The organism is Streptomyces sp. NPDC059788, assembly GCF_042732265.1.
Lineage (GTDB): Bacteria > Actinomycetota > Actinomycetes > Streptomycetales > Streptomycetaceae > Streptomyces.
The window spans coordinates 120,747-146,114 of the sequence record NZ_JBHWHY010000016.1; the positions used below are offsets into that span (position 1 = coordinate 120,747).

19 protein-coding genes are annotated in these 25,368 nt (G+C 72.9%); 12 read left to right on the top strand and 7 right to left on the bottom strand.

Going from position 1 to position 25,368, the window contains the following annotated elements; translation table 11 throughout:
• Nucleotides 1-79: 79 nt before the first annotated feature.
• Nucleotides 80-1,147, bottom strand: coding sequence for a right-handed parallel beta-helix repeat-containing protein (locus ACFV57_RS16135; RefSeq protein WP_385231454.1), 1,068 nt, complete (start codon nt 1,145-1,147; stop codon nt 80-82).
• A gap of 247 nt (nt 1,148-1,394) precedes the next feature.
• Here ACFV57_RS16135 and ACFV57_RS16140 point away from each other — a divergent pair, with 247 nt between their 5' ends.
• From ACFV57_RS16140 to ACFV57_RS16155, 4 genes are all read left to right on the top strand, one after another.
• Nucleotides 1,395-3,002, top strand: coding sequence for a flavin monoamine oxidase family protein (locus ACFV57_RS16140; RefSeq protein WP_385231457.1), 1,608 nt, complete (start codon nt 1,395-1,397; stop codon nt 3,000-3,002).
• A 221-nt stretch (nt 3,003-3,223) separates the two neighbouring features.
• The gene (locus tag ACFV57_RS16145) at nt 3,224-4,171 is read left to right on the top strand and encodes a proteasome assembly chaperone family protein (protein ID WP_385231460.1); all 948 of its coding nucleotides are present in this window, start codon (nt 3,224-3,226) and stop codon (nt 4,169-4,171) included.
• 177 nt (nt 4,172-4,348) lie between these two features.
• A complete protein-coding gene (gene coaE, locus ACFV57_RS16150) occupies nt 4,349-4,945 on the top strand; it encodes a dephospho-CoA kinase (RefSeq protein ID WP_385231463.1) in 597 nt (198 codons plus the stop codon).
• A 662-nt stretch (nt 4,946-5,607) separates the two neighbouring features.
• Nucleotides 5,608-5,994, top strand: coding sequence for a tetratricopeptide repeat protein (locus ACFV57_RS16155; RefSeq protein ID WP_385231466.1), 387 nt, complete (start codon nt 5,608-5,610; stop codon nt 5,992-5,994).
• 855 nt (nt 5,995-6,849) lie between these two features.
• On the opposite strand, the gene ACFV57_RS16160 is transcribed toward ACFV57_RS16155, so the two are convergent.
• Nucleotides 6,850-7,320 (bottom strand): DUF6343 family protein, encoded by a 471-nt coding sequence (locus tag ACFV57_RS16160; RefSeq protein ID WP_385231469.1) that lies wholly within the window; start codon nt 7,318-7,320, stop codon nt 6,850-6,852.
• 293 nt (nt 7,321-7,613) lie between these two features.
• Nucleotides 7,614-9,131, bottom strand: coding sequence for a UvrD-helicase domain-containing protein (locus ACFV57_RS16165; RefSeq protein ID WP_385231472.1), 1,518 nt, complete (start codon nt 9,129-9,131; stop codon nt 7,614-7,616).
• Nucleotides 9,132-9,905: 774 nt separating this feature from the next.
• Here ACFV57_RS16165 and ACFV57_RS16170 point away from each other — a divergent pair.
• From ACFV57_RS16170 to ACFV57_RS16195, 6 genes are all read left to right on the top strand, one after another.
• Nucleotides 9,906-12,623, top strand: coding sequence for a DEAD/DEAH box helicase (locus ACFV57_RS16170; protein ID WP_385231475.1), 2,718 nt, complete (start codon nt 9,906-9,908; stop codon nt 12,621-12,623).
• Nucleotides 12,620-14,323, top strand: coding sequence for an SWIM zinc finger family protein (locus ACFV57_RS16175; RefSeq protein WP_385231478.1), 1,704 nt, complete (start codon nt 12,620-12,622; stop codon nt 14,321-14,323). The genes ACFV57_RS16170 and ACFV57_RS16175 overlap by 4 nt, the downstream gene beginning before the upstream one ends.
• Before the next feature lie 14 nt (nt 14,324-14,337).
• Nucleotides 14,338-16,230, top strand: a complete 1,893-nt coding sequence (locus ACFV57_RS16180) for a helicase-associated domain-containing protein (RefSeq protein ID WP_385231480.1) — start codon at nt 14,338-14,340, stop codon at nt 16,228-16,230.
• Between the two features lie 166 nt (nt 16,231-16,396).
• The gene (locus ACFV57_RS16185) at nt 16,397-16,855 is read left to right on the top strand and encodes a hypothetical protein (protein ID WP_385231483.1); all 459 of its coding nucleotides are present in this window, start codon (nt 16,397-16,399) and stop codon (nt 16,853-16,855) included.
• A 61-nt stretch (nt 16,856-16,916) separates the two neighbouring features.
• Nucleotides 16,917-17,777, top strand: coding sequence for a hypothetical protein (locus ACFV57_RS16190; protein WP_385231485.1), 861 nt, complete (start codon nt 16,917-16,919; stop codon nt 17,775-17,777).
• The gene (locus tag ACFV57_RS16195; protein WP_385231488.1) at nt 17,696-19,312 is read left to right on the top strand and encodes a tetratricopeptide repeat protein; all 1,617 of its coding nucleotides are present in this window, start codon (nt 17,696-17,698) and stop codon (nt 19,310-19,312) included. Before ACFV57_RS16190 ends, ACFV57_RS16195 begins: the two co-directional genes overlap by 82 nt.
• On the opposite strand, the gene ACFV57_RS16200 is transcribed toward ACFV57_RS16195, so the two are convergent.
• Nucleotides 19,296-20,744, bottom strand: coding sequence for a hypothetical protein (locus ACFV57_RS16200; RefSeq protein ID WP_385231491.1), 1,449 nt, complete (start codon nt 20,742-20,744; stop codon nt 19,296-19,298). The genes ACFV57_RS16195 and ACFV57_RS16200 overlap by 17 nt on opposite strands.
• 529 nt (nt 20,745-21,273) lie before the next feature.
• Between ACFV57_RS16200 and ACFV57_RS16205 the strand changes: the two genes are divergently transcribed.
• Both ACFV57_RS16205 and ACFV57_RS16210 read left to right on the top strand, forming a co-directional pair.
• Entirely contained in the window at nt 21,274-21,912 is a 639-nt protein-coding gene (locus ACFV57_RS16205; RefSeq protein ID WP_385231494.1) for a uridine kinase, read from the top strand.
• A gap of 187 nt (nt 21,913-22,099) precedes the next feature.
• A complete protein-coding gene (locus tag ACFV57_RS16210) occupies nt 22,100-22,699 on the top strand; it encodes a DUF1349 domain-containing protein (RefSeq protein WP_385231606.1) in 600 nt (199 codons plus the stop codon).
• Between the two features lie 34 nt (nt 22,700-22,733).
• Here ACFV57_RS16210 and ACFV57_RS16215 read toward each other — a convergent pair whose 3' ends face one another.
• The 3 genes from ACFV57_RS16215 to ACFV57_RS16225 form a co-directional block, all read right to left on the bottom strand.
• Nucleotides 22,734-23,276 (bottom strand): DUF1697 domain-containing protein, encoded by a 543-nt coding sequence (locus tag ACFV57_RS16215; RefSeq protein ID WP_385231496.1) that lies wholly within the window; start codon nt 23,274-23,276, stop codon nt 22,734-22,736.
• 43 nt (nt 23,277-23,319) lie between these two features.
• Nucleotides 23,320-23,952: a methylated-DNA--[protein]-cysteine S-methyltransferase gene (locus tag ACFV57_RS16220; RefSeq protein WP_385231499.1), complete on the bottom strand. Its 633-nt coding sequence runs from the start codon at nt 23,950-23,952 to the stop codon at nt 23,320-23,322.
• Nucleotides 23,953-24,040: 88 nt separating this feature from the next.
• A complete protein-coding gene (locus ACFV57_RS16225; protein WP_385231502.1) occupies nt 24,041-24,937 on the bottom strand; it encodes a glycerophosphodiester phosphodiesterase in 897 nt (298 codons plus the stop codon).
• Nucleotides 24,938-25,368: the final 431 nt, after the last annotated feature.

Genomic DNA, 25,368 nt, shown 5'->3' on the forward strand with positions numbered 1-25,368 from the left:
TCCGCTATCGGCCGGTAGGACAAGGAAGGCCCGCTCCCCTTGACGGGGGGCGGGCCTTCGTCGTGGTGCGAGGGCGTGATCAGCCCACCGGGACGCCCGGGGTGGCGATCCCGCGACCGCCGGTGACCTTGTTGTCGCCGGTGATCGTCACCGGGCACCGGGACGCGCCGTAGTTGGTGATGTGGAAGCCGTAGCGGTTCGGTCCGGTCGCTCCGCCGAGGTCGGAGCGGTTGCCGCGGAAGACCGTGCCGCAGCCCCAGCCGGGCTGCTGGCTGTGCGTCTCGTACCCGTTGTTACGGGTGTGCTTGCCGGTGTTGCCCTCCACCAGCACCTTGTTGCCCTTGATGTCGGCCCACGAGTCGTCGTAGTGCGCGCCGGTCAGCCCGCTGCCGTCGAACGTGTTGCCGATGATCTTCGCGCCGGTCGTGCCCTCCTTGATGTCGATGTTCTCGCCGCCGACGCCGGGCCCGATGGTGTTGCGCAGGATCTGTACGTTGTCGCTCCTGTCCCCGGTGCCGCCCGCACTGCCCACGTACACCCCCTCGCCCATGCCGCTGCCGTCCCGGCCGGTGTCGTAGATCTTCGAGTTCTCAAGGACACCGTCCTTGCTGGACTTGCGGAAGTGCACACCCTCCATGGCCAGGCCGTGGACGGTGACGGAGTCGAGGACCACGCCGTTCGCGGCGTCCGCCACGATGCCCTTCTGGCCGCCGGTGACGGTGAGGCCCCGCACCGTCCAGTACGCGGCGCCGTCCAGGTGGAGCCCGTAGCCGCCGCTCGCTTTCAGGACGGCCTTGGCGGAGCCGGTGAGGGTGATCCGCGAGGAGGCGCCGGCCGCGGCGGTCGCCTTGAAGTTCCCCTGGTACGTGCCGTCCGCGAGCCGGATGGTGTCGCCCGACTCGGCGCCCGAGAGCGCGCTCTTCAGCTGGGAGGCCGTGGAGACGTCGATGGTGCGGGTGGGGGCGGTGATGGGGGTGGGCGTAATGGGTGTGGTGGTGATGGGGGTGGGGAGCGGGCTGCTGCTGTGGGTCGCGTGTGCTGTCGCGGAGGCTGCGAGCAGGGCGCCGACGGTGAGGAGCGTGGTGGCGGGAAGCCGGGCAGCGGGGAGCGTGACGGCGGGGCGGGGGAGGGGGGATCTTGTGCGCATCGAGGGCGCCTTCCTGTACGTGAACGAAGGTCGTCAACATGAACAGGGACCGTGGTGAAGGTAGCACTTATCGATGCCCGGTCAACCGCCCGGGGAACGCGAGGTGTTGGGGGATCGCGGGGGCGGAGTGAGGTGCCGGCGCGGGCATCCCGACGTTGGAGATTCGCGTCTTATCGGATGCCGAGCCCCATAGGGGCGACAAGGTTCATATAGGCGGGACAGGGTTCATATGCACGGGGGTGCAACCATGTCGGACTTCAAGCGCAGGGACTTCCTACGAGCCGTCGGCGTCACCGGCGGCGCGGGCACGATGTTCGCCGCGATGGGCGCGCTGGGCCTGGCGCCGACCGCACGGGCCGCCGACGCCGAACCGGCCTTCACCGCACCGCGGGCGAGCGACTTCACGCTGACCGGCAGAGCCGCCGCCGAGGTCGTGATCGTCGGCGGCGGCATCGCGGGGCTCACCGCGGCGTACGAACTGGGCAAGGCCGGGTACGACTGCACCGTACTGGAGGCCGGGGAACGGGCCGGCGGCCGCAACCTGACCGTACGCGGCGGCGACACCGTCATCGACACGCACGGCGGCAAGCAGACCGCACAGTTCTCCGACGGCCACTACATGAACACGGGACCCGCCCGGATTCCGCAGTGGATGATCACGATGGACTACTGCCGCGAACTCGGCGTCCCCCTGGAAGTGTTCACCAACGTGAACGCCAGCGCGTACATCCACACGTCGCGCACGGCACCGGACCCGGTCCGTTTCCGTACCGCAAAGGCCGACGTCTACGGCTATGTCGCCGAACTCCTGGCCAAGGCCACCGACCAGGGCGCCCTGGACAAGGAACTGACCGCCGCCGACCGCGAACGCCTGCTGGAATTCCTGCGCGACTTCGGCGACATCGGCGGCCGGGTCCCCGACGACCCGGCCAGGAGCTGGCGCTACACCGGCAGCACCCGGCGCGGCTACCGCACGGACCCCGGCGCCGCCGGCACCCCGGGCACGGTCCTCGGCCCCGTACCCTCCGTGTCCGACGTCCTCACCAGCGGCGTCGGCCGCGCCTTCTCCTTCGAGTTCGGCTACGACCAGGCGATGCTGATGTACCAGCCGGTCGGCGGCATGGACCGTATCCCGCAGGCACTCACCCGCGCGGTGGGCGAACGGAAGATCCGTACGGGCGCGGTGGTCACCCGCATTACGGACACGGCGCACGGCGTCACCGTCACGTACACACACCAGGGCAGCACCCGCACCCTCGACGCGGACTACTGCATCGCCGCACTGCCGCCCAACATCCTCGCCCGCACCCCGCACAACCTGGGCGGCGCGGTACAGAGCGCCCTGGAGGCGTGCACACCCGACTCCGTGGCCAAACTGGGCCTCGAATACCGCAGCCGGTGGTGGGAGAACGACCACCGGATCTACGGCGGCATCACCAACACCGAACTGGACCTCGGCGTCATCTGGTACCCGTCACACGCCTTCCACGCGGAACGCGGCGTCGTCATCGGCTACTACAACTTCGGCCGGGACGCCGACGCGTACGGAAAGCCGTCCCCGAAGGAGCGCGAACGGCGCGCCGTCGCCCAGGGCGTCAAGATCCACGGGACGAAGTACCGCACCGAACTCCGCTCCTCCTTCTCCCAGCACTGGCGCCAGATGCCGCACGTGGAAGCCGCCTGGCACAGCCTGGAGGGCGGCCCGGACGCCGCCCGGTTCGCCGCGCTCACCAAACCCGCCGGCCGGGTCTACTTCGCGGGCGACTATCTGAGCCACACGGTCGCCTGGCAGCACGGGGCGTTCTCGTCGGCGCGGAAGGTGGTGGGGGAGGTGCATCGGAGGGTGGTGGGTTAGGGGGCGGTTGGTTTGGGGTGGGGCTGGGCTTGTGTGTGGGGTGGGGGTGGCGGTTGGTTTGGGGTGGGTTCGGGCTTGTGTGTGGGGTGGGGTGGGGTGGGGCTCGCATGGGGTGAGGTGGGGCGGACGGGGGCGGGGCGTGGTGGGTGGTGACCGGCGGCGGGAATGCCGGAAGCACGTACGACGTTCTGGGGGACGGACATCGAGGAGGAGCGGACACTGTGTTGGATCCCCAGGGTTTGTACGAATGGGAGCCGAGCGGGCTCGCGGCGGTAGAAGCGATCACCGCGCGGGACTCCGCGGGGTTGGTGCTGCTGTACCACTTCGACGGCTACATCGACGCCGGTGAGACCGGTGACCAGATCGTGGAGCGGCTGCTGGGCAGCCTCTCCCACCGGGTCGTCGCCCGCTTCGACCACGACCGGCTCGTCGACTACCGCGCCCGCAGGCCGCTGCTCACCTTCCAGCGCCACCGCTGGACCGCGTACGAGACCCCGAGCATCGAACTGCGGCTCGTCGAGGACGCCACCGGCGCACCGTTCCTGCTGCTGTCCGGCCCGGAGCCGGACGTCGAGTGGGAGCGCTTCGCCGCCGCGGTCCGGCAGATGGTCGAGCGGCTCGGCGTACGGCTGGCCGTCAACTTCCACGGCATCCCCATGGGCGTCCCCCACACCCGCCCCGTGGGCATCACGCCCCACGGCAACCGGACCGACCTGATGCCCGGCCACAGCAGCTTCTTCGACGAGGCCCAGGTGCCCGGCAGCGCCGAGTCGCTGATCGAGTTCCGGCTCGCGGAGGCCGGACACGACGTCCTGGGCGTGGCCGCACATGTACCGCACTACGTGGCCCGGTCCCCGTACCCGGACGCCGCGCTGACGGCGCTGGAGGCGGTCACGGCCGCCACCGGCCTGGTGCTGCCGACGGCGGCGCACTCGCTGCGCACGGAGGCGCTGCGCACCCAGGAGGAGATCGAACGGCAGATCTCCGAGGGGGACGAGGAACTGGTCGCGCTGGTCAGCGGCCTTGAGCACCAGTACGACGCCGTGGCGGGCGCGGAGAGCCGGGGCAGCCTGGTCGCCGAGCCGATGGAACTGCCGTCCGCGGACGAGATCGGCAGGGAACTGGAACGCTTCCTGGCGGAGCGCGAAGGAGAGGGCGGCGGGGCCTGAGAGTCGGCGGGATGAGGGCCGGGGGATGAGGGCCGGGCTGGGGGGCGGGTTGGGGCCCGCCTGTGTGTCGGCCTGGGTGTCGTCCTGAGGGGATCGTTGTCAGCCGTTGTCTGCCGTGTTTCCTCCCGCCCTCGGCGGGCGTGGCCGGAGCGGATCGGTACGTATAGCGTGGGCCCCATGGTGAAGGTGGGGCTTACGGGCGGTATCGGCGCGGGCAAGAGCGAGGTGTCGCGACTGCTCGCTTCGTACGGCGCGGTGATCGTGGACGCCGACAAGATCGCACGCGAGGTGGTCGAGCCGGGCACGCCCGGACTCGCCGCCGTGACCGAGGAGTTCGGTACGGACGTGCTGTCGGCCGACGGCACCCTCGACCGGCCCAAACTGGGCGCGATCGTCTTCAACGACCCGGAGAAACTCCAGGCGCTGAACGCGATCGTGCACCCACTGGTGGGCGCGCGATCAGCCGAACTGGAGGCCGCGGCCGGCCCGGACGCGGTGGTGGTGCACGACGTGCCGCTGCTCACCGAGAACGGCCTCGCGCCCCTGTACGACCTGGTCATCGTGGTCGACGCCACGCCGGACACCCAGCTCGACCGCCTGGTACGGCTGCGCGGGATGGCCGAGGGCGAGGCGAAGGCCCGTATGGAGGCCCAGGCGACACGCGAGCAACGCCTCGCGATCGCGGACCTGGTCATCGACAACGACGGCCCGCTGGAAGCACTGGAGCCCCAGGTACGCGAGGCGTGGGAGCGCTTTCGGGGGCGGGCGAGGTGAGGGCGGGCCGGGGTTGAGCCGGGGTTGAGCTGTGCCGCGGGGGTGCTGCTCGTCCGCGGGCGAGGCGCGTCGCGGTCGGCTGAATCCTGGTGTCCGGGCTCGCCTACTACTTGCGGTGTGAGTGCTGCATGCGGGAATCCAGCAGATCACGCCAGGTGTGGTCACGGAGAGCGGGGCCGGGGCCGAGACCGATCAACTGTCCGGGGCCTTCAGCAGGGGCCGCGCAATGATTTGAGACCGAGGCCGGTCAGACGCCGGAGGTGGGTCCGGGCGGGACCTGCATGCTGCGCGAAGACAACCGTACGCACTGGACCGTGCACGGGCCGTCGTGCAGGGTGCTCCACGCCAGCCTGCGATCGCCGCCCGCCCTGGGTACGGGGGCACGCCTCTGTGCCACGTACCAGCTGACGGCGCGGGCGGAATCGACCCCACCCCACCCCACCCCCACCTCTGTCCGCGCCGGGCGAGATCTCGGAGAGCCAAGATCACGGGCCGGGTTGAGGAGCGGTGCGCGCGGGCCGACCCGAGTGGGGAATGTGTCGGGCGACGCGCTTGTTGTGCCGCACGTAACGCCCGCAGAGCGGGCGACGCATGTGCTTGCCCGCATCGAAACAGCGAGCCACGTGCGGATGATGGCCAGTGGTACGGGAGAGGAGACGGCCGTGGCCGAACGCAGCCCCGAAACGAACGTCATCGACTTTCGGGCCGCCGAGCAGTTGCTGGCGGCCCGCGACCCACGCGGCGCTGTGCAACTCTTGGACCCGGTCATCGCCGCCCACCCGGAGAACACCGCGGCCCGCCTGCTGCGCGCCCGCGCCTTCTTCCTCGCCGCGCAACTCCGCCCCGCCGAGCTGGAATTCCAGATCGTCCTGGAACGCGAACCGGACAACGCCTTCGCCCACTTCGCCCTGGCCCGCACCCTCCAACGCGCCAACCGCCCTGACCAGGCCCTGCGCCACTTCCGCCTGGCCGCAGCCCTCGACCCCCGCCCCGACTTCATCGAAGCCGCCCGCTTCCCGCCGCCCCCGCCAACCCCGGAAGAGGCGTAGTAGCCCCAAAACGCCCAACCGTCGCAAGCCACCCGCCCCGAGCCGACCCCAGACCAGCAGCACACACCAACTCCCGCCCTGCTGGACCGCTCAGCTCCCGGCCTGCCGTACCGACTCGGGCCACCGGCCTGCTGCACCGGCTCGGCCACCGGTCTGCTGCACCGGCTCGGCCACTGGCCTGCTGCACCACCGTCTCAGCTCCCGCCCAGCCGTACCGGCTCGGCTCCTGCCCAGCCGTACCGGCTCGGCTCCTGCCCAGCCGTACCGGCTCGGCTCCCGGCCTGCCGTTCATGCCAGGTCCCGGCCAGTTGTACTCGCTACCTTCCGGTCACCAGTTGTGAACGCCGGCTTCCGGTCATCAGCTGTAGACCTCGACCTCCGGCTACCAGCTGTAGCCGTCGGCTTCCGGCCAACTGCACCTGCCAGCTTCCGGCCAGCTCGGGACCAGCCCGCTACAGCCAGGCACCACCAGCCCACTTCAGAACGCTTCTCGCGCAGGCCTACCGCCGCTGGCGGCTCCCTGCCCGCCGCCCCGGGCCCTCTCTCTCCGGGGGTCGCCCCCCGCCCCGCCCCCACCCCCTCCCCCTATGGGCCGTCGTCGCTCAACTCGTCATGGCTCGACTCGTCACCACTCCGCCCATCACGGCCTCGCCCGCCACGGCCCCCCATCACGGCCTTGCCCGCCACGGCCCCCCCATCACGGCCTTGCCCGCCACGGCCTCGCCCGTCATCGCTCCGCCCGTCACGGCTCCGCCCGCCACGGCCTCGCCCGCCACGGCTCCGCCCACCGTCGCTCCGGCCGTCTCGGCTCCGCCCGTCGCGACTCCGTCTCTCGCCGCGCCGCTCGTCCGCGTACTATCCCTCGCTGCCGCTGCCGCTGCCGCTGCCGCTGCCGCTGCCGCTGCCGCTGCCGCTGCCGCTGCCGCTGCCGCTGCCGCTGCCGCTGCCGCCTCCACTCCCGTCCCCGCGGTGGCCTCGGTCACGGTCGTGGCTGCCCCCGCCGCGGCCGGCGGGCCATCCGCTGCCCCAGCCAAGATCGGCGGTGCTGTGGCGCGAGGGTCTGGCCGCCGAGCCGCGGTCGGGTTCGTACGGTGGGACGTCCTTACCCGGCTGGTAGTGCGCGCCCTGGCGGATGTGCCGTATCACCACCGCCAGGTCCGTCGCGGCGAGCAGCGTCACCACGGCACACGCCGCCGCCCATCCCGGCCTGCCGGCCAGCACGAAGGCGACCGTGCCTGCCGCAGCCCAGAACAACCCCCACAACGCCAGCCCACGGCGCATCTTCAGCAGGCTTCGAGCCTGGAGAGGTTCATTACCGGTACGCATCACCGTTCACCACTACTCACCACCCACCACACATCGCTCACCGCACGCACTCGCAGACCCTCAGACGTACCCGACGCGCTCTCTCCCGCTGTCTCCCCTCCCGGGCGCCGCGCCGTGCTGTACCTCCGGCGCCGGGCGCAAAGCTCGCTCACGTCATGTGTCCGCAATGCGTCCCTCCTTCCGCCCCCCTTTCGGCCCTCCTTCCAGCCTCCTTCTCGTCTCCTTCCCAGGGTCCTCCCGATCCGTGGGCTCGTCATGTGGCCCGCCACCGATGCGCCGTCGACGCGCCGTGCTTACGGTGATCCCCGGGGCAGATCAGGGCAGGGGTCGCCGGCCGGGTGGCTGTTGATCCACGCAAGGCCGCCGATGTCGAGCCGGGCCCCGGCCCGTGTCACGGCCACGTAGGCCAGGCGCGCTTCCGCGAGGTCGATGGGGCCGGGGAGCGGCTCTCCGTCCGTGTCCCGCTCGTCGAGGTCGTCGGGGCCGGTGAAATCGTCCGCGATGCGGACCGTCGGCCACTCCCGTCCCTTGGCCCGGTGCGCCGTGGAGACCGTGACCTCCGCTGCCTCCTCCTCCGAGAGCCTGTTCAGCGCTCGCAGCACGCCCTCCGTACCGTGCTCGTGGATCAGCTCGACCAACGGCAGAAGATCCCGCCCGGAGGGGTCGTACTCCGCGTACTCCCGCAGCTCGCCCCACGACTCGAAGAGCATCAGCTCGGGATGGGACGGGCGGCGACCGGATCTGAGGTCGTGTGCGGACTGCGCCAGAGCGGCCAGCGCCCCGCCGCCGCCCGCCAGGGCAACCCGGTGCCCCTGTTCGAGCTGTCGTATCACCTCCACCATCGCGCCGACGTTGGTCCGGCACAGGACCGCGTCCGGTTTCGGGACCTTTCCCAACTCCGTGGCCAGCCACGGTGCGCCGTCGAGGCGGATCGGGGCGCCGATGATGACCAGCCAGCGGTTGGCCTCCGCGGCCAGCGCCGGGCCGAAGCGGAAGGACCGGGACAGGGACAGCTGTCTGCCGTCGAAGGCGCTTATCACGTCGCGTGCCCCGCGCCAGCCGTAGATGGCCTGTGCGGAATCTCCGACGAGGACCAGTTGGGCATGTGCGCGCTGGGACGTGAAGACCTGCTCGACCACGGGGTTGGTGTCCTGGGCCTCGTCCAGGAGAAGGAAGTCCGCCGTGATCTTCGGGCCGGTCAGGGCCCACATCTTCAGGTAGTGGTCGTGCTCGAAACGCACGGTGCCCCGCTCGGGATGCTGGAGATCCGCCCACGCCTTGCGGGCGAAGGGCAGGACGATCTCCGACAGCTGCCCGTGCAGCTCGTCCGCCTCGACTCCGCGCAGCCGTGGCACATGCTGGGCCGTGAGGTCGGGGTCGGCGGACTGGCAGAACTGCGTCACGGTGCGCAAGGCCGAGTACGACAGGGCCTTGTTGCCGATGTGGCGTGCGCCGATGCGTACGCTCATCCCCGCGTCGATGCCCAGGGCGGCGCCGATCCGCCAGCCTGCCTGCCGCGGGGCGTTCAACCGGGCCTGATAGTTCCTGCCGACGGCCGCGTACGCGAGGGCGTGTGCGGTACTGCAAGTGACGTGGCCGGGGAAGCGGCGGGCGGCGTCCCGCGCGATTGCCTTGTTGAAGGCGATGTACCGGCCCTGCCCGCACGGCGGGCGGCCGCGCGGGGGTGGGCAGTGGGCGAGCATGGCGAGCGTCGTGGTCTTACCGGTGCCTGCTCCGGCCTGGATCACCAGATGATCTCCCGCGCGGAAGGCGTCGGTGGCGGCGGTCTGCTCGGCCGTCGGACGGTGCATGACTGCTCCTCGCGTCGTGGCGCTTTCGTCACTGTGCGTGACGACTGATGCGACGGTAGCCGATCGCGAGCCCGCCGTGGGATTTCTCTCGAAGCCTGTGGATAACTTCGGACCGGGCGCTCGTCGGCAGGGGCGTTGTCAGTGCCGTCTGCTTCCATCGATCTCACGCGGTTCGAGCGGTGTCGGGGCTCGGATGTGGTGCTGCTGGCGCGGTGCCGACTCCGGTACGTCACCGGCGGCGGCGTATCAGCGGAAGGGAGGGGTGCGGTGGACGACCGTAAACTCGCAGGTCGGGGTGCGGGGCCGGCGAGGCATGAGTGTCGGGCAGCAGCGGCGGGGACGAGAGAGGCGCAGAAGGCGCGAGGCACGCGGGAATCGCGAAGAACACGGGAATCGCGCGGGAAAGGCGGCGGTATGGCGGAGAGCGAGGAGACGGCGGGGCGGCGGGTGCCCGCGACCGGTCTGCCGCCTGCCGCAAACGCCGTCAAGGCCGCGAACGCCACGGGGCGAGCCGGTCGAGCGGCGCGAGAGAAGCAGGTGGAGCGGGTGGAGCAGGAGAGCGCGGACGGTGCCGCGTTTGCCCGCTGCGCCGCGGTGTTCGTGCCTGCCGAGCCGCCCCGGGCGAGCCGTTTCGCGTTCTGGCGGCCGGACGGGGGCCCTCTTCCGAGTGCTCCGATAGCTGGGGGAGAGCGGTCAGCGACCGCGTCTCCACAGGTCACGCCTTCGCAAGCCGCCTCTCCGCAGTTCGCGGTGCACGCCGGAGAAGCCGCCGAGATGACGGTCGTGCGACGGCACGGCAACGGTGCCCGTAGGCGTACGGTCCCCGCGGTGCTGCTTCCCATCGCCGAGGCGGTGCCGCTGCTGGTCCGCGCCCGGCACGATCCGGCCGCCCACCCCGCCGCGGCCTGCTGGGGCGCGGCCGTCCTGCACGCTCTCAACCTGACCGCGCGTGGTCGGCTGCTGCCCGGACTGACCGCACAGGACACCGATGCCTGGCGCGCCGGTCCACTGGACCCCGAGGACATCGCGCACCTCCGGGCCGTGGCCGCCGCGATGCCGTTTGAGGCGTACGCCGTTCCGCTGCCCGACTGCAGTCCCTTGCAGGTGCCCGATCCGGCGCTGCTGGTCAGAGCCTGTGTGGACGCGGTGGCGGACGCGCTGCCCCGCACGCCCGCGGCGGCCCACATGACCGGCGCCCCCTTCGCGGCGACGGCCCCCCAGCACCTGCCCGCCGCGCGGGACTGGGCCGCCGAAGTGGCAGCCGGGGTGGACGCCGGGGTCCGGCTGTCGCTGCGGCTCGACCTGGCTGCCCGGGGGCTCTTCGATATGCGGGAGGAGCCCGATGACGAGGGGAGCGACGCTTTCGACGCGTCTGCATCGGACCGTGCCGTCACGGAAGAGCGCAGTGCCGCGGCGGCCGTCCTCCAGGTGCACAGCCTCACCGACCCCACCCTCGTCGCCGACGCCGTACAGCTGTGGGAAGGCGAAGGCCCCGACCACTTCGGGCCGCGCGCCCGTGTCGACACCCTGCTCGCCCTGCGCCGCGCGGCGCGGGTCTGGTCCCCGCTGTCCCGCTTCCTGGAGCGGCCGGTTCCCGACGTCCTCCCACTGGCCGAAGAGGAGTTGTACGAGCTGCTGGGCGACGCGGCGCCCCGCCTGGCCGCCGCCGGAGTCGCCGTGCACTGGCCGAAGGAGCTGGCCCGCGGGCTGACCGCGGCCGCCGTCATCCGCCCGGCCCCCGGCTCCGCCGCCGACGGGTTCGGCTTCTTCGACACCGAGAAGCTGCTGCAGTTCCGCTGGCAGGTGGCCATGGACGGCCTGCCGCTCTCCGAGGCGGAGATGGACACCCTCGCCGAGGCGCACCGGCCCGTGGTGCGGCTGCGCGACCAGTGGGTGCTGGTCGACCCGGCGCTCGTCCGCAAGGCCCGTAAGCGCGAACTGGGGTACCTGGACCCGGTCGACGCCCTCGCCGCGACGCTGAACGGCACCACCGAAGTCGACGGGGAAGAGGTCGAGGTCGTGCCCCTGGGCGCCCTCGCCGCGCTGCGCTCCCGGCTCACCCAGGAGGCGCCGGTCCCGCCACAGCCCTCCGGGCTGAACGCGACCCTGCGCGACTACCAGCTCCGCGGCCTGGCCTGGCTGGACCGGATGACGTCCCTCGGGCTCGGCGGCTGCCTCGCCGACGACATGGGCCTCGGCAAGACGATCACCGTCATCGCCCTCCACCGCCACCAACGGCCGGCCGCTCCCGTCCTCGTGGTCTGCCCGGCCTCCCTCCTCGGCAACTGGCAGCGCGAGATCGAGCGCTTCGCTCCCGGCGTCCCCGTGCGGCGCTTCCACGGCACCGGCCGCAGCCTCGACGACCTGGCCGGCGGATTCGTGCTGACCACATACGGCACGATGCGTTCGAGCGCCGCCGCACTGGCCGCCCGCCCCTGGGCATGGGTCGTCGCGGACGAGGCGCAGCACGTGAAAAACCCACGCTCCTCCACGGGCAAGGCCCTGCGCGGCATCAAGGCACCCGCCCGCATCGCCCTCACCGGCACGCCCGTCGAGAACAACCTGTCCGAGCTGTGGACCCTCCTCGACTGGACCACCCCCGGCCTCCTCGGTTCCCTGAAGACCTTCCGCGCCCTGTATGCGCGCGAGGTCGAAGGAGGCGAGGACCCGGAAGCGGCCGAGCGCCTGGCCCGGCTGGTCCGCCCGTTCATCCTGCGCCGCAAGAAGTCCGACCCCGGCATCGCCCCCGAGCTGCCGCCCAAGACCGAGACCGACCACCCGGTGGCGCTGGGCCGCGAGCAGGCCGCGCTCTACGAGGCGGTCGTCCGCGAGACCATGGCCCGTATCGAAGCGGCCGAGGGCATCGCCCGCCGCGGCCTCGTGATGAAGCTGCTGACGGCCCTCAAACAGATCTGCAACCACCCCGCGCAGTATCTGAAGGAAGCCGCGCCCGGCCTGGCGGCCCGCTCGGGGAAGCTGGAGCTGCTGGACGAACTGCTCGACACGATCCTCGCGGAAGGCGGCGCGACGCTGATCTTCACGCAGTACGTGGAAATGGCGCGGCTCCTGGAGAAGCACCTGACCGCGCGCGGCATCCGCAGCCAACTCCTGCACGGCGGCACGCCCGTGAACCAGCGCGAGGAAATGGTCGACCGCTTCCAGTCCGGCCTCGCGCCGGTCTTCCTGCTCTCCCTCAAGGCCGCCGGCACCGGACTCAACCTCACCCGGGCCGGCCACGTGATCCACTACGACCGCTGGTGGAACCCGGCAGTCGAGGAGCAGGCCACCGACCGGGCCTACCGCATCGGCCAGACCCAGCCCGTCCAGGTCCACCGGCTCATCGCCGAAGGCACCGTCGAGGACAACATCGCCGAGCTCCTCACCGCCAAGCGGGCCCTCGCGGACGCGGTCCTCTCCGGCGGCGAGACCGCGCTCACCGAACTGACCGACGCCCAGCTCGCCGACCTCGTCTCCCTGAGGAGGGCCGCATGAGCCGCCGCCCCCGCCCCCTTCCCGGAGACGGCGCCGGCCGCTTCCCGGCACGCGATGCGGACACGCCCCCGGCCGCCGGCCGGCCGGGCCGCACCGCCCCGCAGGACCGCCCGGGGCGTATGGACCGCTCGGACCGTTCGCGTACGTTCCCAACGCGGCCGCAACGTGAGGGCGCCCGGGGGCTGTTCGCCGAGACATGGTGGGGGAGCGCCTGGCTGGACGCACTGGAGACCACGGCTCTCGACAGCGCCCGTCTCGCCCGCGGCCGTACGTACGCACGCGACGGCAACGTCGACACGATCAACATCACCCCCGGTCGCATCGCTGCCTCCGTAAGAGGCAGCAGACCACGCCCGTACAACGTGGTGATCCGCCTCCAGCAGCTCGCCGACGACGAGTGGACCACCCTCCTGGACTCGATCGCCGCCGAGCCCGCCCAGCTCACCGCCCTCCTGGCCAAGAACCTCCCGCGGGCCGTCGCCGACGCGGGCATACGGCTGCTGCCCGGCCCGGGCGACCTCGTACCGCGCTGCTCCTGCCCCGATCACGGCAACCCCTGCAAGCACGCCGCCGCCGTCTGCTTCCAAGTGGCACGGTTGCTGGACGGCGACCCGTTCGTGCTGCTCCTCATGCGCGGCCGGGGCGAACGCGAACTCCTCGACGAACTGTCCCGCCGGAACGCGACACTCACCGCCCGCGAATCCCGCAGCGCCCAGCTCGCCCCGCCCGGGACGGCCGCCGGGCCGTTGTCCGGCGCCCGCACCGGACCGCGTGCCGACGCACGAGCGGCAGCCGCCGCGGCCAGGACGGCGGCGAGGACCGCCGGCACGCCGGGGAAACCCGAGGCCGCAGAGGCCGAGGCGAAGGAGGAGCCGGAGGAGTACGCGCCGGTTCCGGAGGGGTATGAGCCGGTTCCCGAGGAACACGCGCCGCTCTCCGCGTCGTCGGCTCCGGTCCGGGACCCCCGGTCGCCGCGCGGCGTACTCGCCCGTGCCGCCCTGGCCGACCGGCTGCTGCCACCCCTCCCGCCACCTCTGCCGCTTCCGCCCCACCCCGGGCTCGCCCACGCCCTTCCGGACGCGGACGGCCTCCCGCTGGACGCGGACTCACTCGAATTCCTGGCCACCGACGCCACCGCCCGTGCGCACGCCTACCTGACCGCCATACAGGCCACCACCCCGGAGCCGTCGGCCGTGGCTCAGCCCTCCTCCATGCCGCCCTCGCCGCGGCCCGATCCCGGGCAGGCTTCCGGCCTGTCGCCGTTCCCCGCCCTCACGCCCTGGCAGGACGGCATCCGGCTCGCCGCCACCGCCCACCCCACCGCCGGACTGACCGCCACCACCCGCGCCCTCTACCGCGACCTCGCCGCGGCCACCGGCCGCACTGTGACGGACGTGGCGCGCGCCGTCGCCGCCTGGCGCCAGGGCGGCATCGAAGGACTGACCCTCCTCGACACCACCTGGAATCCGCCGGCCGGCGACTTCGACCGCGCCCGCAGCGCCCTGCTCGCCGCCGACCTGCCCGCCCTCAGGCCCCGGTACAACCACCTCACCGACCCCGCCCGCGGCATCCAGCTCCGCTTCGGACACGACCACCGCTGGTATCCCTACGAATCCGATCCCGGCGCCGAGGACTGGTGGCCCACCGGCCGCGCCGACGCCGACCCCGTAGGGGCCCTCACCGCGCTGCTCGGCCAGTGACTAACCTCGGGGCCGTGGAAGGTCTCGACACACTCACCCGCTCCCTCGCCCAGCGCACGCCCGAAGAGCTGGCCGCTTTGCTCACCCGCCACGCGGAACCGCTGTCCCGCAGGCCCGCGCCCACCCGGCTCCGCGAACTGGCCGGCGCCCTGTGGTCGTACGAAACCCTCCACCACACCGTCCTCCACCTCGACCACCCCCGCCTGCACCTGCTCGCCGCCACCGCCCGCATCAGCCAGGACCTGGCCCGCGGCGCCGCCCCCGTGCCGGCCGCCCCCGCCGCCGGGGCCGACTACCAGTCGCTGATGGCACACCGGCTGTCGTTCCCGGAGCTGGCCACCGAACCGGTCCCGGCGGACGACGCCTACCGGGCCCTCGGCGCCGCCGCCCCCGGCCCCGCCCGCGATGCCGTCACCACAGCCCTGAACCTCCTCTACGAGGACGGGCTCGCCGCTCCCACCGAGGACGGCGCCATCATCGTCCCGCCCCGCACGCCGCAGCTCCTGGCCGCCCACGACCTGGGCGCCTTCGCCCCACAGCCGCCCGCACCGGACACCGCCACGCCCGGCTCCGGCGCCTTCGCCACGGCCTCCCTGGAGGGCGAGTCCCAGGCCGCGGCATCCACCCTCGCCGCCACCCTGGACCGCCTGCTCGCCTCGCTAGCCGCCCAGCCCGCGGCGCTCCGCAAGACCGGCGGCCTGGCCCTCCGCGAGATCAAGCGCTTGGCCAAGGCCGCGGGCACGACCGAGGCCCGCACCCGCCTCCTGCTCGACCTCGTTCTCGCCGCCGACCTCGTCGCACTGACCCGGACCCCCGCGGGCATCACGGCCGTACCCACCGAGGCGTACGACGCGTGGCTGGATCTGGCCCCCGGTGAACGGCTCGCGCCGGTCCTCACCGCCTGGACCACGCTCTGGGCCATCCCCACGCACACCCCGTTCGGCGAAACCCCCACCGTCCTGGTGCGCGGCGAGGACCGGCACGCGCCGGCCCTGCGCCACGCCCTCCTCGCAGCGCTGGCCGACGCCCCACCCGGCGTCCTGCCCTCCCGGGACCTGGCAGGCGCGTCCGTATCGTCCCGTTCGTCCGACGTGCCGGACCACCGGCCCGACCTGGTCGCTCTCCTCGACGCCGCGGCCTGGCACCGCCCACTGGCCGTCGTCGGCGAACCATTGGCCGAAGCCCGCGCCACCCACATCCTCGACGAGGCGGCCTTCCTCGCGCTCACCGCGCACGGTGCCCTGACACCCCTGGGCCACGCCCTCCTCGCGGCATCCCCGGCGAACCCCGAAGCCCTCGGCGCCGCCCTCCGCGACCTTCTCCCACCGCCCGTCCAACAGGCCCACTTCCAGGCCGACCTGACGGCCGTCGTGCCGGGGCCACCGTCCGTCACCCTCGCAGGACTGCTGTCGTCGGCCGCCGACCGTGAATCCGAAGGCCATGCCGTGACCTGGCGGTTCACTCCTGCTTCCGTACGCCGTGCCCTCGACGCCGGCCACGAAGCCACGGCCCTGCTCAGCGGCCTCACCGAGGCGTCGGCGGCCGGATCTCTGCCGCAGCCCCTGACCTACCTCGTCCAGGAGGCCGCGCGCGCCCACGGCCGCATGCGCGTCGTGCCCACCGCCTGCTGCGTCCGGTCCGACGACGAGGCGCTGATCCGTGAACTCGCCGCCCACCGCTCCCTCCAGGCCCTCGGCCTGCGCGCCATCGCCCCCACCGTCCTCGCCAGCGCCCAACCGCCCGCGACGACACTCGAAGCGCTCCGCGCCGCCGGCTACGCCCCGGCACTCGAATCCGAAACCGGCACCGCCTCTGTCGAACGCCTTCCCCGCCACCGCACCCGCACCAGTTCGTCCGGGACCGCCACCACCCGCCTTGACCTGGCCCGGAGGCTCCTGGCGGCGTGACCCGCCGAGCGGGAGACGCGTACTGTCAGTGGGGGCGAGTAGCGTTGAGTAACAGAAAGTCGAGAAGGGGAGCGGAAGGGGAGCGTGAGGAGGAAGTTCTCCCTACCGTGGCAGCCACACACGTCCGTACACCTCGTACGGCGAACGGCGGGAACAAGGGGGGCCGATGGACGCGGAACTGACAGCGCTCGCGACAGCGGGAGCGACGGCGCTGGTGCAGCAGATGGTGACCGAAGGATGGGCACAGGCACGGCAGCAGGTGGCGGCGTTCTTCTCGCGGCGCCGGGGCGGCGAAGAAGAGGAAGCTCTCGAAGGGGAGCTGGAGATGTCGCGTACGGAGCTGGTCGCCGCGCAGCGCAGCGGTGACGAGGATGGCGCGGCCGACGTGGCCGCCGAATGGCGGGTCAGGCTGCGGCGGGCGCTGCGCGACAACCCGGCCGCGGCCGGGGAACTACGGCAGCTGCTGGCCGAGCTGCGGCCCGACGAGGGCACCGGAACCGAAGTGGGCGAGGTGCACAACACCATCAGCGGCGGGGTGCAGCACGGGACGGTCATCCAGGCCGGAGTGGTCTCCGGGCTCAACCTGGGCGGCGGCGGAGCCGGGACGGGGCCCGCTCGTGACTGACACGGGGGCCGGCGGGCACGGCCCGTCCTCCGCAGCCGGCCCGGCCGCATCCCAACAGGCCGTGCCCGGACAGTCCGTGGGCGTCGGAGTGGCCGCCGGTGTGCGCAACGACATCAGCGGCACGGTATACGGGGCCGCCGTACAGGCCCAGAGCATCGGTACGTTGACCATCCAGGAGCCCGCGCCGGCGATCGTGCCGGGAGCGCCGGTGCCCCGTACGCTCCCGCCGGGCACCCGCCATTTCGTCGACCGGGACTCCGTACTGGCCGAGGTGACGCGGTTACTGGACGAGGCGCTGCCGGGCAGCGGCGCCGAAGGCGCGGGGGACGGCGGGGCGCCGCTCGTGGTCGTCCTGTGGGGGCCGGGTGGTGTGGGCAAGTCGGCCACCGCCCTGCGCCTGGCCGCCGCGCTGCGGGGGCGCTTCGGCCAGGGCGAGCTGTACGCGGACCTGCGCGGCGCCACCGCCGCGACAGCGGCCGGGCCGTCCGAGGTGCTGCTGCGCTTCCTGCGCGACCTCGGCGTCCACCGGGACTGGATACCGGCGGAGCCCGACGCGCAGGAGAGTGCGTTCCGCAGCGTGACGGCGGGGCGGCGCATCCTCACGATCCTCGACGACGCGCATTCGGCCGCCCAGGTGAGACCGTTGCTGGCCGCGTCCCCGGCGTCCCTGACCATCGTGACCAGCCGTACGGACCTGGGCCGCCTGGTGATCGAATACGGCGCGCACGCCATACGGCTCGGACCGCTGCGCACGCCTGACGCGGTGGGGCTGCTCGCCCGCCTGGGCGGCAGCGGCCCGGGAGTCGAGGCGGTGGCGCGGCGGTGCGGCGGTGCGGCGGAATGCCGCTCGCGCTGTGCGCGATCGGGGCGCGCGCCGCCGGGACGCAACAGCCGGACTGGGAGCTGCTGGAGCGCGAGATGAACGCGAGCCGCCGGAGCGAGAGTGGATACGGGTACGACGAGGCCGGTGAGAGCGGCGTAGCCGCGGGCGCCGGACGGGTCTCGTCTGAGGCGGAGCATGAGCCTGAGACGGGGCATGAGCCGGAGGCGGGGCGTGAACCGCGGGACGCGGAGGTGCCGACGGCCGCGACGGGTGGGCCGATGCGAGGAGCGATGGACGCCTCGTACGGAAGCCTCTCGGAGGGCGCGGCCCGCTTGTTCCGGCTGGCGAGCCTGCGGCCGTGGTGGCATGTGACGCCGGGCGCCGCAGCAGCTGCCGCAGGAGTGCCCGAGGACGCGGCGAGCGCCCTGCTGGCCGAACTGGCCGACGCACGGCTGCTGGAGGCGCCCGGCGACCGGGGCGGCGGCTCCTGCCAGGTGCGTTACCGGTTTCACGACGTGTGGCGGCAGTACGCGGAGCAGCGCGCGCTGACGCACGACGGCATCGCCGGCGCGGCGGCAGCCGTCCGCCGGACACTGCTCTGGTATGTGCGCGCCGCGGCCGCGGCCGACGCCTGCGTACTGCCTGGCCGCTGGCATCTGGGGCCCGCCTACACGCGGCTGGCAGGCCGGCCCGCCGCCTACGAGAACGGCCTCAGCGCCCTGGCCTGGCTGCGGGGCGAGCGCGAGAATCTGGCCGAGGCGGTGCGGGCCGCCGCGGACCACGGACTCGACGACCTGACATGGCAGTTGTGCGAAACCATGTGGGGGCTGCACCTACGGCTCGGCTTCCACCAGCAGTGGGTGTCCACCCACCGGCTCGGCGTCGAGGCCGCTGCCCGTTGCGCTGAGGAGAGCCCCGAGGCCGAAGGGCGGATGCACGCCCAACTCGGCTTCGGCTACCTGGGTCTGGCGGAATACGGGCAGGCGCAGGCGCAGTTCGAGGCGGCGGCAGCCGCCGACCGGCGCGCCGGGCACATACGCGGCGAGGCAACGGCGGTGGAGTCCCTGGGGCTGCTGCATCTGAAGCAGGAGCGGTGGGGCCATGCCGCCGAGTGCTTCCGGTCGGCCAGGACCCTGGCGCAGCAGGTCGGCGACCCGCGTGCGCTGGCCCTGCTCGAACACCACCTCGGACGGTCGCTCCAGGGCATGGGCCGACACGAGGAGGCGGTCACACAACTGCGGCACGCGCTGGGGCTGATACGGGCGCTGCCCGATCCCTACAACGAGGCCCGGGTACTGATGAGCATCGGACGGACCCTGGTGGACGCCGGGCGCCCCGAGGAAGCCGACGAACCGCTCGGCCGGGCCGCGTCGGTCATGGCGGCGGAAGGCTCGGTCGTCCAGCAGGCGGACCTGGCGGAGCTGCGCGCCGACCGTGCGAGCCGGGCCGGTGACACGGCGGGTGAGATCCGGTATCTCCGGGCCGCGCTCGGCTTCCACGAGCGGACGGGAGCGCCCAGAACCGGTGCCGTACGGGCGCGTCTCGACCGGGCGGAAGCCGTCCGGCAGAGGGCCGTCGATGCGGAAGAGGGGGAGGAGGCGCAGGCGCCGGGCAGGGTCAACGAGGAGGGGTGATGGTCACCTGGAGATGGTGGCTGGTGCCGCCCGTCACCACGACCAGGCCGTCGAGGAGCGCTTCGACGGGCAATCCGCGCTCGTACCAGGCGTAGAGAGCCGAGGCGTAGGCGGCCGGATCGCACAGGTCGCGGTGGCCGTTCGCGTGGGGCGCCGCGGCAAGGGTGACGAGACGACCGTCCGGTATCCGTACGAGACAGGTGTCCGGTGCGGTGACGCACGCGGCCATGGCGCAGTGCCGGTGGCGCTGCATGACGTCATGCGCCCACGCCCCGGGCTCGGACCGGCAATGGTGGAGCACCAGGTCGGCGAGGGGCAGCCGGGTCGCGTCGGGCACGTCCTCGTGGACGGTGGTGTGCGCGCCGGAGTGGGACGCGACGTGGCCGGCGGACGCGGATGCCGACGCGGGCGTATCCGGGGGCGGGGTCGGGTACGCGGCCGAGCCGGGGCCGTCCGCGTGGCGGATGACGGTTATCTCGGGGACCGCGGAGGGTCGCCGGTCGCGCAGACGGGTCTGGACCCGTAGAGGGGCCAGGAGCGGTGCGGCGGGCGGTGCGGCGGGGGACTGATCCCCGTAGGCAGGGTCGGGCAGCTGCGGCAGAAAGGCGGGCAGGTCGGGCTCGGGCAGGTCCATGAGGCCGTAGAAGGCGCGACGGAGCAGTGCGGCCGAGGCGCCCGGGGAGGAGCTGGCCAGGGCGGTGAGCTGGTCGTACCGGCCGGGTCGATGGTGGGCGCACAGCTCGTCGAGCTGGGGGAGCAGCGGTTCGTACGGGCGCAGTCGTCGCGCCGTGCGGCCCAGTTCGGCGACGGGCGACGCCGGGTCGAGGTCCTGTGCCGGGAACGCGCCGAGCAGTACGGGCGTGCCGATGGCGGCCGCGTAGTACGTCACGCTGCCGTGGTCGCCTATGACGGCGTCGGCGGCGGCCAGGACCTGCCGCCAGGGGCCCAGCGGAGGGACGACGGTCAGCCCGGCGTGCTCGGCGTGCCGCAGCCAGGCACGCACCTGACCGGGGCCGTGCCCGTGCCAGATGTTCGGGTGCAGGACGGCGCAGCGGCGGTAGGAGTCGACGGGCAGTTCGCGGGTGAGGCTGTCCAGGAGCCAGGGGAGGACGTCGTTGTCGTCGCCGAACAGGGAGCGCGGCCCCCATGTCGAGTTGACGACGACAAGGCGCTGACCTGCGGACACCCCGAGCGCGCGGCGGAAGCTGTCGCGGCGGGGGAGCGCGGCCAGCAGGCGGTCGAAGCAGGGGTCACCGGCCAGCACGGCGGTACGGGCAGCGGGCGGGCAGGCGCGGCGGAGGCGGATGAGCTGCTCGGGATGGGACAGCACGGTCGCCGTCGCGACGGGCTCGCCGTCCCGCAGCAGCCACTCCGGAGAGAGCCCGAAGACCGGCGCTTGCGCGTCATCCCGCCCGGCCCCGAAGGCCCCCACGGCCCTCTGCGCCCGGTGTCCGGTGTCCGGTGTCCGGTGTCCGGTGTCCGGTGTCCGGTGTCCGGTGTCGGAAGCCTCTTATTGTAGCCAATGCCGTGCGACAGGACGGCCAACTTGCCTCGCAGCAGGTGCAGTTCGCCTCCGTAACTGGCACTGACCGCCAGGTCCACCGGGGTCTGCACGGCCTGCTCCCAGGGCAGGACGGGCAGCCCGGCGTCCGCCAGGAGCTCCGGCACGCCGTGCAGGTAAGGCGAGGAACCCGTACAGGTCGCGAGGCACTGGACGCGCGGGTCGGCGTCGAACAGCGGGAGCACGTCCAGGAGCCGGGTGGCGGAGGTGACGTTGTGCACCACGAACAGGACGCGTGCGGTCCCGGCCCGGGTGGACCACTGCGGTCCTTCCGGACCGACGGGGACCCGCAGCCAGCTCTGCCCGTCCGCGACCGTTTCCCCCACGCGTCCCACCCTTCACCCCTGGCCCGACCGGCCACCCTAACCGGTGTGCCCGGCACGCCCGGCAGAATGAAGGCGTGCGGCTCGAAGCGATCACCTGGGACCGGCTGACCGACGCGCTCGCCGAGCGCGTCGGCGCGACGACGGCGGCGGACGGCGGCCCCTGGCTGCGCGTCGCGATCGACGGAGCGCCGGCCGCCCGCCCGGCAGACGTCTCCGGGCGGCTCGCCGAGGCTCTGCGACTGCGCGGCAGGCCCGTGCACGCCGTCGCGGCCGACGGCTTTCTGCGCCCGGCGTCGCTCCGCCTGGAGTACGGGAAGGAGGACCCGGACGCGTACTACGACGAGTGGTTCGACCGGCAGGCGCTGTGGCGGGAGGTGTTCACACCGCTCGATCCGGGCGGTACGGGGCGGGTGCTGCCGGACCTGTGGGACCCCAGGACGGACCGGGCCACGCGCAGCCCGTATACCGAGCTGCCGCCGGGCGGCGTACTGCTGCTGCACGGTCCGCTGCTGTTCGGGCACTGGTTCCCCTTCGACTTGTCGGTCCACCTGAAGCTGTCGCCCGCCGCGCTGGCCCGCCGCACATCGGAGGACGAGCGGTGGACGCTGCCCGCCTTCGCGCGGTACGAGGACGAGGTGCGGCCCGAGGAGGCCGCCGATGTCGTCGTGAAGGCGGACGATCCGAACCGCCCGGCCTGGAGCGGACACCGCTGACCGCCGCCGTCGCCGTACGGACATGTTCTGCTCGCCGTCGTGACGGCCCCCTCCCCGGACAGCCACCGTGGCCGCCCCCTGCTGAAAACCGTACGGCCCGCCACTGACAATCAGTCACGGCCGAGGCCGCTGCCGGTTAGCGTGGGCCGACGGCCATGACGTGCCGGAAGCCGGGAGGGCGCTGCGCATGGAGGAGATCGGCTGGGACACCGAGGACGCGCGGTGGCTGAACCCGCCGCCGGCAGCGGTGCGCGAGGGCGGGGGACCGGGCAGCGGACCGCTGGTCGTCACGGCCGCCGCGGGCAGCGACTTCTGGCGGCGGACCGGTTACGGCTGGGTCCGGGACACCGGCCACGCGCTGCTGACGGCCTTCCCGGCGGACTCGGCCGTCGAGGTGTCCTTCGTCGCCGCCTTCGGCGAACTGTACGACCAGGCCGGGGCGATGGTGCGGGTCGACGAGCGCACCTGGGTCAAGGCCGGGGTGGAAATGAGCGACGGCGTGCCGCAGTTGGGCGCGGTGGTCACCCGCGAGTGGTCGGACTGGTCGCTGGCGCCCGTACCGACGTGGGCGGGGCGCGAGGTCACGGTGCGTGTGAGCCGCAGCGGTGACGCGCTGACCGTCCGGGCGCGGCGCGAACAGGAGCCGTGGCGCATGGTGCGGCTGGCGCCGCTCGACCCGGACGCGACAGCGCTCGCCGGCCCCTTCTGCTGCTCGCCGCGGCGGGCCGGCCTGCGGGTACGGTTCACCCGCTTCGCGACGGGCCCGGCCGACACGTCGTTGCACTGACCCACGGGTGCTCCCGCGGCGGTCGCGGGCCGGGTCAGGCGTCGGCCAGGGCCAGCAGCTTGGTCACCGTGTTCCAGTTGCGGGCCGTGGCCGTCACGCCGAGCCGGGCGCGGGAGACCGCTTCGGCCAGTTTGGAGCGGCCGATCCCGCCCGGGCACCACAGGTACAGTTCGCGGCCGACGAGCCGGAGGCGGTCCGGGGCGTACGCGTCGGAGTCGAGCGCCTCCAGCGGGGACACGTCGGCCGGGACCTCGGACAGGAACGTCACGTGGAGGGTCTTCGGCTCCGCCACGGCCTGCGGGAAGGGGTTGGCCGCGACGGCGGCGGCCAACTCGTCACGCGTCCTGACCAGCACGGGGACAAAGAAGCCCAGATCCTCGGCGATCCGGGCCTCGATGCGGCGCGCGGTCTCCTGGGGCGGGATGCCCGGATCGGCGAAGACGACGTTGCCGGTCTGCAGGAGGACCGTCACGTCCTCGTGGCCCAGGGCCGCGAACAGCTCGCGCTGCCGGGCCATAGGGAACTTCCTGTTGCCTCCGACGTTGATGCCGCGGAGCAGGGCGACCTGGCGGGACATGGCGGGTGCGTGCCTTTCGTTCGGCAGGAAGGGGTCGGAGCCGTCAGAAGAGGGGCTGCGGGAGGACGCCCTCCAGAGCCAGCAACTGGCGTTTGGTCTCCAGACCGCCACCGAAGCCGCCGATGCCCCCGTCGCTGGCCACCACGCGGTGGCAGGGGACGACGACCGGGAGCGGGTTGGAACCCATGGCCGCGCCCACCGCGCGGGCGGCCCCCGGCTCCCCGACCCGGTCGGCCAGATCCTGATAGCCGACCACCGTGCCGTACGAGACGTGGGCGGCCAGCTCGCGCAGTACCCGCTCGTTGAAGCCCGCGGACAGGGACCAGTCCAGGGGGACGGTGAAGGCCCGCAGGCCACCGGCGAAATACCGGTTCAGCTCGTCGGCCGCCGTGGCCAGGTGGGGTATCTCCGGGAGCGGGTCCTGCCCGAACGCCTGCCGGAGGCGGCTCAGCGTGCGGCGGGTGGTGCGCTCGTCGGCGTGGAAGCCGACCAGGGCCAGGCCGTCGCGGGTCGCCGCGAGCAGCAGCGGGCCGATGGGGGTGTCCAGCACACGCCAGGCCCAGTCGCGCGGCTCGTCCCGCCGGAGCGGCTCCCCCTGCACGGGCGGCTCTCCGGCGCCGGGCCGCTCCTGCTGCCCCGACCGGCCGCCCCGCTGATCACGCTCTGCGTTCATCACGTCATCAGCCTATGGCCCACCACTGACAACGCCCCCGGAACCAGGGCCGGAGGCGTTGTCCGCGGCGTTTTCGGCGACGCGCTCCGCGTCAGCGGCCGGACTTCTCCAGAGCGTCACGGACGACGTCCGGCTTGTTGCTGATGATCCCGTTCACGCCCTGCCCGGCGGCCTTGACCGCGTTGGCGGCGTCGTCGATGGTCCAGGTGAAGACCTCCAGCGGCCGGCCGTGCGGTCCCTTGACCTTGTGCACCGACGCCACGTATCCGGCGTCGATCGACTTGTACTGGGGGTTGATCTGATCGGCGAAGACCGCGTACTTGGGGAGTTCGGCGACGGCCGGCGTCCCGAGGAAGCCCGTCTTGATGTCGGAGCGCAGACTGTGGACCTTCTTCACCGAGTCGGCGTTGAAGCTCTGGACGATCAGCCGGTTCTTGACGTGGTCCCGGTCCAGCCAGCCCTCCGCGCGCAGCTCCTTGAGGGTCTGTCGCTCGATGCCGGGGTAGAGCTCGGGCGACTTCAGCTCCATCAGGAGCTTCTGGCCGTTGTCCTCGACCGCGTCCATGTAGTCCTCCAGCGTGGGGACGCGCTCACCGGCGAACTTCGGGCCGAACCAGCTGCCGGCGTCCAGCTGCTCGATCTCCTTGAGGGTGAAGTCGGAGACGTTCCAGGGGGCGCGGCCGGGGAAGACCTGTTCGACGTCGGTCGTCCGGGCGAGCGACGTGTCGTGCAGGATGACCAGCTCGCCGTCCTTGGTGCGCTGGACGTCGTTCTCCACCCACGTGAAGCCGAGGTCGGCCGCCGCGTCGACGGCGGCGAGGGTGTTCTCGGGCGCGTAGGCGGAGGCGCCCCGGTGGGCGACGGTCACCACTCTGCGGTGACCGTCGGCGGCCCGGGCGTCGGCGGCCTGGGCGCCGGCCGCGGGGAGCGTGGACGCGGCCAGGCCCATGAGCACACCGGCGACAGTGGCGACAGGACGGATACGCATACGGACTCCTAGTGACGACGTGAAGGCGGGCGCGTGCGGGGACCGGGGCCGGAACGGGCCGGCCCCGGGACGCCGGGTACACGGGCCGCGGCCCGGCCTCGGAGCGGCCGGGAGCGGAGCCGGGACCCCTGCGGGGAACGAGGTGGATTCGGGGTGGGACGCGCAGAGGGTCGCAGTTGGGGTGTACCGGAAGACAGGCGTCGGATGGACAGAAATTGAACGAGAAGTGTCCTGTGCCCCGTGTTTGAACGCCTCGGTCCCGTGATCTCCTCAAAAAGCACGCAACATACGCACGTGCCGGACCCGGCAGGAGGCGCGGAGTCCCGGCCTCCACGCCCGCAGACCGGGAAATCGTCGCGCTCGGCCCGGCTGGCCGGTTCCGGGCTTGCGCCCGCCGCGTCCCGGCCCCTCCCAGCCGCCTCCTGGCCGTG

What these genes read in the sequence shown, in the direction of transcription:
- ACFV57_RS16215 (WP_385231496.1), bottom strand. Translation starts at nt 23,276, where the DNA reads ATGTCCCGCCAGGTCGCCCTGCTCCGCGGCATCAACGTCGGAGGCAAC.
- ACFV57_RS16195 (WP_385231488.1), top strand. Translation starts at nt 17,696, where the DNA reads ATGCCGCTCGCGCTGTGCGCGATCGGGGCGCGCGCCGCCGGGACGCAA.
- coaE (WP_385231463.1), top strand. Translation starts at nt 4,349, where the DNA reads ATGGTGAAGGTGGGGCTTACGGGCGGTATCGGCGCGGGCAAGAGCGAG.
- ACFV57_RS16140 (WP_385231457.1), top strand. Translation starts at nt 1,395, where the DNA reads ATGTCGGACTTCAAGCGCAGGGACTTCCTACGAGCCGTCGGCGTCACC.
- ACFV57_RS16225 (WP_385231502.1), bottom strand. Translation starts at nt 24,937, where the DNA reads ATGCGTATCCGTCCTGTCGCCACTGTCGCCGGTGTGCTCATGGGCCTG.
- ACFV57_RS16160 (WP_385231469.1), bottom strand. Translation starts at nt 7,320, where the DNA reads ATGCGTACCGGTAATGAACCTCTCCAGGCTCGAAGCCTGCTGAAGATG.
- ACFV57_RS16135 (WP_385231454.1), bottom strand. Translation starts at nt 1,147, where the DNA reads ATGCGCACAAGATCCCCCCTCCCCCGCCCCGCCGTCACGCTCCCCGCT.
- ACFV57_RS16175 (WP_385231478.1), top strand. Translation starts at nt 12,620, where the DNA reads ATGAGCCGCCGCCCCCGCCCCCTTCCCGGAGACGGCGCCGGCCGCTTC.
- ACFV57_RS16210 (WP_385231606.1), top strand. Translation starts at nt 22,100, where the DNA reads ATGGAGGAGATCGGCTGGGACACCGAGGACGCGCGGTGGCTGAACCCG.
- ACFV57_RS16185 (WP_385231483.1), top strand. Translation starts at nt 16,397, where the DNA reads ATGGACGCGGAACTGACAGCGCTCGCGACAGCGGGAGCGACGGCGCTG.
- ACFV57_RS16170 (WP_385231475.1), top strand. Translation starts at nt 9,906, where the DNA reads ATGACGGTCGTGCGACGGCACGGCAACGGTGCCCGTAGGCGTACGGTC.
- ACFV57_RS16165 (WP_385231472.1), bottom strand. Translation starts at nt 9,131, where the DNA reads ATGCACCGTCCGACGGCCGAGCAGACCGCCGCCACCGACGCCTTCCGC.